At 35.3% G+C, this 11110-nt stretch carries 12 protein-coding genes; 6 read left to right on the top strand and 6 right to left on the bottom strand.

Annotation, left to right across the window (positions count from 1 at the left end):
* A partial coding sequence (locus AACY93_RS11015; protein WP_339611978.1) for a hypothetical protein occupies positions 1-597 on the top strand: 597 nt, incomplete at its 5' end.
* 64 nt (positions 598-661) lie between these two features.
* Complete coding sequence (gene rlmB / locus AACY93_RS11010) at positions 662-1396, top strand: 23S rRNA (guanosine(2251)-2'-O)-methyltransferase RlmB (protein WP_286852679.1); 735 nt, start codon at positions 662-664, stop codon at positions 1394-1396.
* On the opposite strand, the gene AACY93_RS11005 is transcribed toward rlmB, so the two are convergent.
* Positions 1397-2155, bottom strand: a complete 759-nt coding sequence (locus AACY93_RS11005; protein WP_286852680.1) for a rhomboid family intramembrane serine protease — start codon at positions 2153-2155, stop codon at positions 1397-1399.
* 134 nt (positions 2156-2289) lie between these two features.
* On the opposite strand from AACY93_RS11005, the gene AACY93_RS11000 reads away from it, so the two are divergent.
* On the top strand, positions 2290-3567 hold the full coding sequence (locus AACY93_RS11000) for a replication-associated recombination protein A (RefSeq protein WP_286852681.1): 1278 nt from the start codon (positions 2290-2292) through the stop codon (positions 3565-3567).
* On the opposite strand, the gene AACY93_RS10995 is transcribed toward AACY93_RS11000, so the two are convergent.
* The 4 genes from AACY93_RS10995 to radC all read right to left on the bottom strand — a co-directional run bounded on the left by AACY93_RS10995 (position 3564) and on the right by radC (position 7222).
* On the bottom strand, positions 3564-4385 hold the full coding sequence (locus AACY93_RS10995; RefSeq protein ID WP_286852682.1) for a hypothetical protein: 822 nt from the start codon (positions 4383-4385) through the stop codon (positions 3564-3566). The two genes, AACY93_RS11000 and AACY93_RS10995, sit on opposite strands and share 4 nt — an antisense overlap.
* A 37-nt stretch (positions 4386-4422) precedes the next feature.
* Positions 4423-5112: a YjjG family noncanonical pyrimidine nucleotidase gene (locus AACY93_RS10990; protein WP_007650513.1), complete on the bottom strand. Its 690-nt coding sequence runs from the start codon at positions 5110-5112 to the stop codon at positions 4423-4425.
* The gene (locus AACY93_RS10985; protein ID WP_286852683.1) at positions 5102-6403 is read right to left on the bottom strand and encodes a polysaccharide deacetylase family protein; all 1302 of its coding nucleotides are present in this window, start codon (positions 6401-6403) and stop codon (positions 5102-5104) included. The genes AACY93_RS10990 and AACY93_RS10985 overlap by 11 nt, the downstream gene beginning before the upstream one ends.
* Positions 6404-6523: 120 nt before the next feature.
* Positions 6524-7222, bottom strand: coding sequence for a DNA repair protein RadC (gene radC / locus AACY93_RS10980; protein WP_286852684.1), 699 nt, complete (start codon positions 7220-7222; stop codon positions 6524-6526).
* 70 nt (positions 7223-7292) lie between these two features.
* On the opposite strand from radC, the gene AACY93_RS10975 reads away from it, so the two are divergent.
* The 3 genes from AACY93_RS10975 to AACY93_RS10965 all read left to right on the top strand — a co-directional run bounded on the left by AACY93_RS10975 (position 7293) and on the right by AACY93_RS10965 (position 9676).
* Positions 7293-7883: an FMN-binding negative transcriptional regulator gene (locus tag AACY93_RS10975; protein WP_040492206.1), complete on the top strand. Its 591-nt coding sequence runs from the start codon at positions 7293-7295 to the stop codon at positions 7881-7883.
* A 73-nt stretch (positions 7884-7956) separates the two neighbouring features.
* Positions 7957-8436, top strand: a complete 480-nt coding sequence (locus AACY93_RS10970; RefSeq protein ID WP_286852685.1) for a DinB family protein — start codon at positions 7957-7959, stop codon at positions 8434-8436.
* Positions 8437-8779: 343 nt separating this feature from the next.
* A complete protein-coding gene (locus AACY93_RS10965) occupies positions 8780-9676 on the top strand; it encodes a DUF4476 domain-containing protein (RefSeq protein ID WP_286852686.1) in 897 nt (298 codons plus the stop codon).
* Positions 9677-9684: 8 nt separating this feature from the next.
* Here AACY93_RS10965 and AACY93_RS10960 read toward each other — a convergent pair whose 3' ends face one another.
* Complete coding sequence (locus AACY93_RS10960) at positions 9685-11037, bottom strand: Mur ligase domain-containing protein (protein WP_286852687.1); 1353 nt, start codon at positions 11035-11037, stop codon at positions 9685-9687.
* Positions 11038-11110: the final 73 nt, after the last annotated feature.

Below are 11110 nucleotides of genomic sequence, written 5' to 3'. Positions count from 1 at the left end.
GTTATTACTTCTGGACATACTTCTGCTTCCGCAAATGTTACCATTTGGAGAGAGTGTGAAAGTGGTGTTGAAGGAGATGAAACATTAGAAATTAGTTTTGCAGATAATATTGCCAATGCTAAAATGTCACCATTTTCTATGGATATTTCAATAGAAAATGATTGGGTAAACGACGTTATTGAAATTACTTTCGATTGGTCTGGTGAATTAACGTATGATTCTGGTTTACCTTCAGAAAACACTATCGATTTTTGTTCTATTGATATAGACTATATCATTACTGATGATTTAGGTAATGCTTTAGGATATATTGCTGGTACAGGTGATTGTCCTGAGATAGCTGAAGTTTCAGGTTTAACAGATGGAACTTATTTCATTATTGCAGAACTATACGACCAGCCATTTAGCGCTCCTGCATATGATGGTCCGTTAACTACGATACCTCAAACTGTAACATGGATGCAATGTGGTTTCCCTGCTACTACTGGTGAATTTTCTAACGAGTTGTTAACTACTGCAACGCCAACTGGTGACGTATTACCTATTGCTGTTTTAGAAGTTACTGGAGGTTACAATTACACTGTCACTCCATTCTAAATAGAATAAATTATTAAAAGCAAAAACCATCTCTCACGAGATGGTTTTTTTATACCTTTGTTTTATGGAAAACAGCACACAAATATTTGGTTTAAGGGCTATCATGGAAGCTATATATTCTGGAAAAACCATTGAAAAGGTATTTCTTCAAAAAGGTTTAAAAGGTGATTTATATAACGAACTGGAGTCCTTGTTACGTAAAGAAAACATTAATAGCTCTTATGTGCCAATTAAAAAATTAAACAGGTTAACAAACAAAAATCACCAAGGTGCCGTGGCACAAATGTCACCTGTAGCTTTTCATGACTTAGAAGAGCTGGTATTACAAGTTATGGAGACCGGTAAAACACCATTATTTGTGCTTCTTGACCAATTAAGTGATGTTAGAAATTTTGGCGCAATCATTAGAACAGCTGAATGCACAGGTGTAGATGGTATTATTATACAGAAAAAAGGTGGTGCTCCTGTAAATGGCGACACGATAAAAACAAGTGCTGGTGCTGTATTTAAAGTCCCAATATGTAAAGTAGATCATATTAAGGATGCCATGTTCTTTTTACAGGCTTCTGGAATTAAGGTCATAGCTGCCACAGAAAAAACCTATCATACCATTTACGATGTTTCCTTTAAAGAACCTTGTGCCATTATTATGGGTTCAGAAGGAAGAGGTATCAATCCATCGGTTCTTAAATTAGTGGACGATAAAGCCAAATTACCCCTTTTGGGTGAAATAGAATCATTAAATGTATCTGTAGCATGTGGCGTATTTCTTTACGAAGCACTTAGGCAACGGCTCTAATTATTCTGTATCCTTATTTGGTTTAAATGTATAATGAATGGTTGGCCTATTTTCCTCAAGGGGTTCCGTAGGTGTATCTACTTCCATATTTGTTTCTGGGAATTCTATAAAATTACCATGTTCATCAAAATGTTTTAAAAAAGGGTCATCTGCTTCATTAAAGGTTTCCTCTTCCCAAGCATACTTTTTAGGTTTAGCTATCTCCTTCTTAAATATAAGTGCAAATAAAAACCCTGTTATTAAACCTGCTGTATGTCCTTCCCATGAAACACCATCAACTATAGGAAACACATACCAGATCATACTTCCATAAAGAAAGACAACTAATAAGGACAAGGCTATCAAACGATAATATTTGGCAAAAATGCCTTTAAAAAAAGTAAAACTTACCAGTACATAAATTAAACCACTGGCACCAATATGATAAGATGGTCTTCCGATGCTCCAGGTAATTAACCCAGACACCAGAATGCCATACAAAATCACTTTCCACGCTATAGGTTTATAAAAATAAAACAAGGCTGCCGTAAGAACAAAAAGTGGAATGGTATTATGGTATAAATGAGATATCCCAGAATGTATGAACGGACTGAAAAAAATACCACGTAAACCGGTTATGGTTTGTGGATATATGCCAAATTTTGTAAAATCAATACCAAAGCGAATTTCAACCCAAAAAACCACCCAGATTAAGAGAACAAAGAAAATGGGATATAGTACAACACCATTGGAAAATTGAAAATGCTCTTTAGATTTCATATTTAAATTTAAAAAATATAATACAAATACATGACCATAAATAGTTTTCGTGCAATATTGTCAGATGTCCTGGACATCTATCAATTCTTTTTATAAAATTCTGACTTGGACGGAATTTATATTATTTTTACCATATGAATGAACCTTTAGCTGAAAGATTGCGTCCAAAAACATTAGCTGACTACATTAGTCAAACCCATCTTGTTGGAGAACAGGGAGCTTTAACCAAACAAATTGAGCAAGGTTTAATTCCCTCCATGATTTTTTGGGGACCTCCTGGAATAGGCAAAACAACACTTGCCAATATTATTGCCACAGAATCTGGAAGACCATTTTATACATTAAGCGCAATAAATTCCGGAGTAAAGGACGTACGTGATGTCATTGAAAAAGCCAAAACCAGTGGTGGTTTGTTTACAACCAAAAATCCTATTTTATTTATAGATGAAATTCATAGATTTAGTAAATCACAACAAGACTCTTTATTACAAGCGGTAGAAAAAGGTTGGGTGACTTTAATTGGTGCCACAACAGAAAATCCGAGTTTTGAAGTAATTCCTGCCCTTTTATCCCGTTGTCAGGTTTATATTTTAAATTCTTTTAGCAGAAACGATTTAGAAGCCCTTTTAGGGCGAGCTATTGAAAAAGATGAGCAGATATCTAAAAAAAACATAACACTAACAGAAACAGATGCCTTATTGCGCCTTTCTGGTGGTGATGCCAGAAAATTATTGAATATTTTTGAATTGATAGTCAACTCTGAGACATCAGATAAAATAACCATAACCAACGAATCGGTTTTACAAAAAGTTCAAAACAATACAGTTCGATACGATAAAACAGGTGAACAACATTACGACATTATTTCTGCTTTTATTAAATCCATTCGTGGTAGCGATCCTAATGCTGCTGTGTATTGGTTGGCCAGAATGATTGAAGGTGGTGAGGATGTAAAGTTTATCGCCAGAAGATTGCTTATCCTTGCCAGTGAAGATATTGGCAATGCCAACCCAACTGCTTTGATTATGGCAAACAATACCTTTCAGGCTGTTTCGACCATTGGACATCCAGAATCGCGTATTATTTTAAGTCAGTGTGCAACCTACTTGGCTTGTTCCCCTAAAAGCAATGCTGCTTATGAAGCCATTAACAAAGCGCAGGAGTTGGTAAAAAACACAGGAGACTTACCTGTGCCTCTTGCCATAAGGAATGCACCTACCAAACTTATGAAAGAATTGGGCTATGGCGAAGATTACAAATACGCGCATAGTTATGAAAACAATTTTGCCAAACAAGAATTTTTACCGGAAGACATAAAAAACACCACACTCTACAATCCTGGGAATAACTCAAGGGAACAAGCACAAAGGGAGTTTTTGAAAATTCGTTGGAAAGACAAATACAAATATTAAAGCTTGATATTCAATTTGGTGTTAGTTACCTGATTTCCATCATTTTCTGAAAGCACCCACGCTCCTGCTTCTTTAAAAACCATGGCATTTTTACCTTGAACCATGAAGACTTCTGGATTTCTTGTATTTAAAAGAACCATAACAACCTTTGAGGATTTATCAACAAGTTGGTAACCTCCATCCGTTTTTTGTGCAAACAATAGGGTTTCCATGGTTTTGGTAGTGGAATCAGCAACAGTTTCTGCTGTCTCAGCAACAACGACCTCAGGAGTGGTTTGGTTGTTTTTTTCTTCTTTTAAAGCAGCCAGTTCTTCTTTGAGCTTTTCAATTTCTTCTTTAGAAGCTTCGCTTTTAGACGTGCCCATGGCCAGAATGGTTTCATTTGGTTGGTATTTGTAATTTAAAGCCTTCAAATGTAAAAAAGCATCTCTTAACGCTTTGTTATAAGCAATGGCATACTTTTTTTCAAAACTCTCACCAAAATCTGAAAAATAGATAAGTTCTCCTTTGCAATTTGTTAATTCTATTCTCAACCTTGTTTTAAAGGTACGGGATTCGTCTGCAACATCCGATTTTAATGCTAAACAAGGATTAAACATTAAATCTTCAGGAAATATCTCGTCCTCCTTTAATGCTATGAATCCGTATTTATTGAATAAAAAATGTGATATGGAGTTAAGCTGAAACTGGTCTTCTTCATCTAAAAAATCGTATTGGTTGGGTACAATAACATATTTGTAATCATTAACACTGTTTTGTGAGAACGATGCCATGGAGAAGATACAAAGTATGGCAAATAACAGAAATTTCTTAAACATGTGCGTTTTTTTTAAATTCGTGTAAAGATAGTAAGGATTATAAAAATAATTTTAATTCCTCTAATTTATTTATCTGTTTGATGTGGCTTTGGGCAGCAGTTTTTAAATAGTTGAAATATATGGCTTCCATACCAAAATTCAGTGCGCCCAAAACATCTGCTTCCATATTGTCACCAATCATGATACTGGATTCCGGATTGGCTTTGACCTTCTGTAACGCATGGTTGAAAATAATGGGATTTGGTTTTTTTACACCAACCTGCTCCGAATCCGTAACCGATTTAAAAAAGTGATAAATGTTTGAGTTCTTAAGTTTACTTTCTTGCACTTCCTGAAACCCATTGGTTATTATATGTAAGCGATATTTAGGTTTTAAATAGTTTAAAGTGCCCAAGGTGTCTTGAAACAAATGGTTGAAAGACGTTAAGTAAGCAATATAATCTGTAGACAATTTATGGATTAAGGTGCTGTCTGCTTGAAAAGAAATTCTATTGAAAGTATCATTCAACCGGTTATAGCGCAAAGAGGCTTTGTCTATTTTATCTTCTCTATAAAGTTTCCAATATTCTAGGTTTATAGGCTCGTAATGACTTAAAAATTCATCTATATCCACTGTCACGTTGTGCATTTTAAATATTTTATGGAATGTTAGTGCCGAATTTTTATCAAAATCCCAAAGCGTATGGTCCAAATCGAAAAAAACGTCTTTTATGCCTTTAATTTTCATGAGCTGATTCTAAAATAATATTAAACAATTCTTTATAGCCTTTCCATCTATCCACCTCACTAAAAGTATAATTATGGAACACTGGCACAAACTCTCCATGAACTTTTTTAACCTGATATATAATTTCGTTCAAGGCCTTTTTCTTATCCAGCAATGACTGGAACTTCAATAGCGAATAATCCAGCAAATGATAAGAACATATTTTTAAAGGGGTCTGTATTTCGTAATCCAGATCGTAAAAGAAAAAAGGCGTGCAGGTTCCAGCCCTAAAGCCAGGATGGTTGACATAACCCATGGTATAATCTTCCAAAATTTCCAATTCTACCAAATTTCTGTAGGATTCCGGTAAGTTCAGTTTTGAAAAAGAGTGTCTGGAGGCCGATAGTGAGGTATTTAAAATGGCTTCCATACGTCCTTTTTCTTTTTTTAAAATGCTAATGTCCTCCAAAGCAAAATATGAAGCTTTAAGGCCAACTTGGCAATAATCTGCCACTTGCTTGATAAGTGTGATAAACTTCTTCTTTTGGGCATCAATGCCTTTGTCATAGGTAGAGTAATCGCCTATTAAAAAGAAAAAAAGGAATTTGAACTGGCTGTGTTTTTGTTTGTTTATAATGTACTTAAAGGTATCATAAGTATCCCTTTTCAGGCCAAAAAGCACCATATACCTGTAATATAGTTTTTTAAAATTAAAACTGAACAAGTCTTTAACCGTACCACCAAAGGTTCTCATTATGCCCTTAAGCTTAAAATTATAAGCTGAAGGCACATCTATAATAGGTTTAATGGTATATTGCCTTTCGGGAAACTGAAAATCCGGATAGTTTTCCTGAAAGACTTTTTTAAATTTATAAGCCCAAATATCCACAACAGGTTGATGCAAAAAATCATGTTTATAAGCCAAACTTTCTTGAGCTGTAAACCTGCCATATTGGTCTTTAACGTGTGGCAAATATTCTTCATACCGACTGAGCAGGTAGAAGATAGCCGAAAAAATATCAAATGGGATGGCACTTTTATCGCCATTAAAAAAGAAGCATTTGGTTTCTTCCCAGTCCTGGACACTTATTTCAACATCGGAAAGCCCCTGTTCGTATAGGATATCATGACTTCTAACAAATATCTCGTTGCTGAGAGGTTGTCTGGTATAAGACATTTTTAAGCTATCGTGTGCAATAAAATCTTCAATGGTCGTTGTAAAATCCACAGGAATGCCTAAAATCCTGGTAAAAACCTGTTTGAAGGCATATTTTAAACGAGGTGTTATTTTGTGGGTATATACTAGTAACATGTATGATTTTAAATTGAAAATTCAAGGCTCCAATTCCGAAACCCTAAAAGTAACCAATTCCCTTTGCAAAACCTGTTTATTGGCTTTGGAATTTGGAATTTGCTTTTTTTTTTGAAATGTCTATAATATGGCTTCATCAGCAAAGCTAAAATAGGCTTTTTCCGTTATGATAACATGGTCCAAAACTTTTATGTCCAAACTTTCGCCTGCCAGTTTCAGTTTTCGTGTTAGTTGTTTATCGGCTTCACTGGGTTTTAAAGTTCCAGATGGATGGTTATGAACCAAAATAAGACCTGTAGCCCCTACTTCAAGGGCATTTTTAAGCACCAAGCGTACATCTACCAAGGTGCCTGTAATACCTCCTTTGCTCAATTGATTTTTTTGAATGATTTTATTGGAATTGTTCAAGTAAATAATCCAGAATTCTTCATGAGGTAACTCTCCTAACAAAGGCTGCATAATGTGAAACACAGACTGGCTAGAGGTTATTTTCTGTTTCTGCACAAGAGCCTCTCCTCCTCTCCTACGACCTAATTCCAGGGCAGCAGCAATACTTATGGCTTTGGCTTCGCCTATACCTTTAAAGACCATTAACTGTTTTAATGACAATTTTCCCAAAGCATTTAAATTGTTGTCTACACTGGCAAGGATACGTTTGCTTAAGTCTACAGCACTTTCGTTTTTGCTACCAGAGCCAATAAGTATGGCCACCAGTTCGGCATCGCTTAGACTGGCTTTGCCTTTATCGCGAAGTTTTTCTCTTGGCTGGTCTGTATGGTTCCAGTTTTTAATAGAAAATGATGGCTCTTTTTCCTGCATCCAATAAAGATAAATATTGTAATTTTATAAATCAAAAAAAAATCATTTATATAAAACCCTTCAATTTCTTTTGAGCTATCCACCTAAACATCACCAAAATCACAACAGGCAACAGCTAATAGACGTCATGAAAAGCTATCCGTTGGCAACTGTTATTTCGATTAACAACCATGAGCCTGTGATTACACATTTACCTCTTATTTACGAGGCAGGAAAACTTATTGGACATTTGGACAAAAACAATCCTCATGCCAATTTACTTAAAAACGATTTACCTGTAACCCTAATTTTTTCTGGTCCACAATGCTATATTTCGCCAAGTATTTACACCACAACGCAATTGCCCACTTGGAACTATATTAAGGTACAAATAACTGGACGTGCCAAAGAAATCACCAACCCGGAAACCATTAAACAATCCATGGTTGCCATGACCGAATTCTTGGAAGCACCTATGCACAAATATGTTTTGGATATGAATAATGATAAAATGGAACAGTTTATACCCTATGTGGTAGGTTTTGAGATAGAGATATTGTCCTGGGAAGGGAAATTTAAACTCTCTCAAGACAAAAAGCCACAAGATATAGAGAATGCCAAAGCTGAACTGATTCGGGCCAACCAAGAAAACATTAAGGCCTTTTTGGATAGAATCGTTTAATCTTGGCGTTTTTTACCGTAAAGCCTTTGTAGGCTATTAAAAGAAAAATTAACAACAACCTATAACAACATACTTGAAACAAGAAATGACTCAATCTGAACTTATAATTTTAAACTTTAATGAAATTAGAAGAAGAAGCATCAAACTCTGGAACGGACTCCCTAAAAGTTATTACAATTGGAAGCCTGACGAAAAAGCAATGACTGCTATAGAAATGATAAGACATGTTTTAGAAGCCGATTATGGATGGAATATTATAATTAACAATGGGAACATGACAGATTATAAAACACCTTGGAAAAACCGACCATTTACTAGTATTGCTGACGAACTTGAATTTGCCGAACCCTATAGGAATATATTTTTAGAACGTGTTAGACAATTTTCGGATATAGAATTAAACGAAACTGAGATTATTCATCCCGGAAATGGACAAAAGAAACTTCTTGGAAACTATTTATTGCGAATTGGATATCACGAATCTGTGCACGCAGGACAATTCCTTTCCTATTTAAGAGCAATGAAAATCAATCGTCCTGAGATATGGGATTAAAAACACTAAAGCCATCATATTGACATTAATATTTACTAAGCTGTGAACTGTTTTTAAGCCAAGTTTAAAAAATTGAAATTCAATATAATGGCTCCTGGTTGGTCGAGTGTAAAAACATAAACTCAAAAATCAAAATTTCAATACCAATAATAAAATAAATCACCCATTATTAAACTTTAATCACACAGCAAAATGTTAATTTGGGTGTTCCATGTGACCATTAAAAACAATAAATATCAATACATGAAACAACAATATAAGTGCTTATTGAAAGCGTTATGTATGCAAATAAATATTATTTTTAGCTAATTTAAAAAAACACCTCATTTAAAAATTCATTGATATGAAACACCTATACTTAATGCTCCTATTTGTGTCCACACTTTCTGTTTCTCAAGAATCCAGGTTAACTATTTTCTCAGAAGATGGTGAAGCATTTTATTTGTTTCTAAATAGCATCAGACAAAATGAAGAACCTGTCGTAAATATTGCTGTGGATTATTTAACAAACGACTATTATGATGCCAAAATTGTATTTACCAACGAATCTATTAATCAAATAGAAAAAAAATATCTTATGGCTGTGGATGCAGATGGAAACCGTGGCGAATTTGTATATAAAATTAAAAACAGCAATCGAGGCCGCAAATTAAGGTTTTACTCATTCACACCATTTCAGTCCTTGATGCCTCCACCAGAGCATGTTCCTGTGATACATTATAATGCTGTGCCTCTTCCTCCCATTCAAACAATAACACAAACCACAACCACTACCACCACTGGAAATGGAGATCAAATTAATATAGGTGTAGGTGTAAATACAAATGACACAAATGTTGGTGTTGGTATTCATGTAAATTCTGGAATCACAACTACCACAACCCAAACCACAACTACAACTATAGGTAACTCTACAGATGTTGTTATTGTTGAGGAAACAGATTGTTATGCCATGTCTCCAAGTGATTTTAATCAGGCCTTGGCTTCCATTAAAAGCAAATCGTTTTCAGATTCTAAATTAACATTGGCAAAACAAGTAACTAAAGGGAATTGTTTAACCTCAGCCCAAATTGCACAAATTACAAGTTTATTCGATTTTGAAGATACTAAATTGGAGTATGCCAAGTTTGCCTATTCCTTTTGTTATAACCCAGAAAATTATTGGAAGGTAAATAATGCTTTTGAATTTGAATCCACCATTGAAGAACTACATGCATATATTGAGTCCCTTGGGTTTTAGTAATACTATTAAATCAGCTCTTTAACGGCATCAAAATCCAAACCTCCATAATTTCCCGAACTCATTAATAACAGAGTTTTGTTTTTAAAATCCTGAGAGAAGAGAAAGTTTTTAAAGTCGTCTGGGTTGGTGTAGATTATTAAATCGTCGCGTTCAAACGCATTGGCAATTTGTTCGTGGGTAACTTTTTCCAATTTTTTAATTTCCACAGCATGAGGTGAATAGAAAACCACAGCCACATCTGCTGCATCTAAAGCGCCTTTGTATTCTTTTAAAAATTCGGCATTTAAACTACTATAAGTATGCAATTCCAAACAGGCCACCAAGGTTCTGTTCTGGTATTGTTCTTTTACTGCTTTAGTAGTAGCCTCCACTTTAGAAGGCGAATGTGCAAAATCTTTATAAGCTACACTGTTTTTGCTTTCGGCTATTTTCTCCAAGCGTTTGCTGGCGCCTTTAAAGGTGGCAATGGCTTCGTAGAAATCGTCTTCGTCAATTCCCATATGCTGGCAAATCCATTTGGCTCCTGCCAGATTGTTTAGGTTGTGCTTTCCAAAAACTTCAATAGGCAGTGGACCTTCAGGCGTTTCCAAAAGGGTTTGTCCGTTTTCAACAGCATATTCAGGAGTTCGGTAAGGCAATTTTCTTATGGTATTTTCGCTGGATTCCACAACTCTGGTAACTTCTGGATCTTCTTCGTTATAAGTAATGCTACCTCCTCTTACAATGCTATCTACAAAAATACGGAACTGCTCTACATAACCTTCATAAGTTGGAAACACATTGATGTGATCCCAAGCAATGCCACTCAACAAAGCAATATTTGGTTTGTAAAGATGAAATTTTGGTCGTCTATCTATAGGTGAACTTAAATACTCGTCGCCTTCCAACACAATAAAATCGTTCTCTTCGGTTAGTTTCACCATAACATCAAAACCTTCCAGTTGTGCACCAACCATATAGTCAACTTCCCGATTGTGGTAATGCATCACATGGAGTATCATGGAGGTGATGGTTGTTTTACCATGACTTCCTCCAATAACCACACGGGTTTTGTTTTTGGATTGTTCGTACAGAAATTCAGGATAGCTATAAATCTTCAGACCCAATTCCTGAGCTTTTAAAAGCTCTGGATTGTCTGCTTTGGCGTGCATGCCCAACACAATGGCATCTATATTTGAAGTGATTTTTTCTGGAAACCATCCATAAGACTCAGGCAACAACCCTTTAGCTTCCAACCTGGATTTTGAAGGTTCAAAAATGGTGTCGTCGCTACCTGTTACCTGATATCCTTTATTGTGTAGAGCCAATGCCAGATTATGCATGGCAGAGCCTCCTATAGCTATAAAATGTACGTTCATAGAGCAAATATCAAATTACAAAAACCAATTTCCAAATTATTGGTGCTAATTCAATCATGTTTTTAATGTAAGG

Origin of the sequence: uncultured Xanthomarina sp. (genome assembly GCF_963971605.1) — a bacterium.
Classification (GTDB): domain Bacteria; phylum Bacteroidota; class Bacteroidia; order Flavobacteriales; family Flavobacteriaceae; genus Xanthomarina; species Xanthomarina gelatinilytica.
Note: the sequence above shows the minus strand (reverse complement) of the source record. Positions and strands in the feature narration are given on the sequence as shown.

Coding starts and splice junctions, on each gene's coding strand:
- AACY93_RS10960 (WP_286852687.1), bottom strand. CDS start 11,037: ATGAACGTACATTTTATAGCTATAGGAGGCTCTGCCATGCATAATCTG.
- AACY93_RS10965 (WP_286852686.1), top strand. CDS start 8,780: ATGAAACACCTATACTTAATGCTCCTATTTGTGTCCACACTTTCTGTT.
- rlmB (WP_286852679.1), top strand. CDS start 662: ATGGAAAACAGCACACAAATATTTGGTTTAAGGGCTATCATGGAAGCT.
- AACY93_RS10995 (WP_286852682.1), bottom strand. CDS start 4,385: ATGTTTAAGAAATTTCTGTTATTTGCCATACTTTGTATCTTCTCCATG.
- AACY93_RS10990 (WP_007650513.1), bottom strand. CDS start 5,112: ATGAAAATTAAAGGCATAAAAGACGTTTTTTTCGATTTGGACCATACG.
- radC (WP_286852684.1), bottom strand. CDS start 7,222: ATGCAGGAAAAAGAGCCATCATTTTCTATTAAAAACTGGAACCATACA.
- AACY93_RS11005 (WP_286852680.1), bottom strand. CDS start 2,155: ATGAAATCTAAAGAGCATTTTCAATTTTCCAATGGTGTTGTACTATAT.
- AACY93_RS10985 (WP_286852683.1), bottom strand. CDS start 6,403: ATGTTACTAGTATATACCCACAAAATAACACCTCGTTTAAAATATGCC.
- AACY93_RS11000 (WP_286852681.1), top strand. CDS start 2,290: ATGAATGAACCTTTAGCTGAAAGATTGCGTCCAAAAACATTAGCTGAC.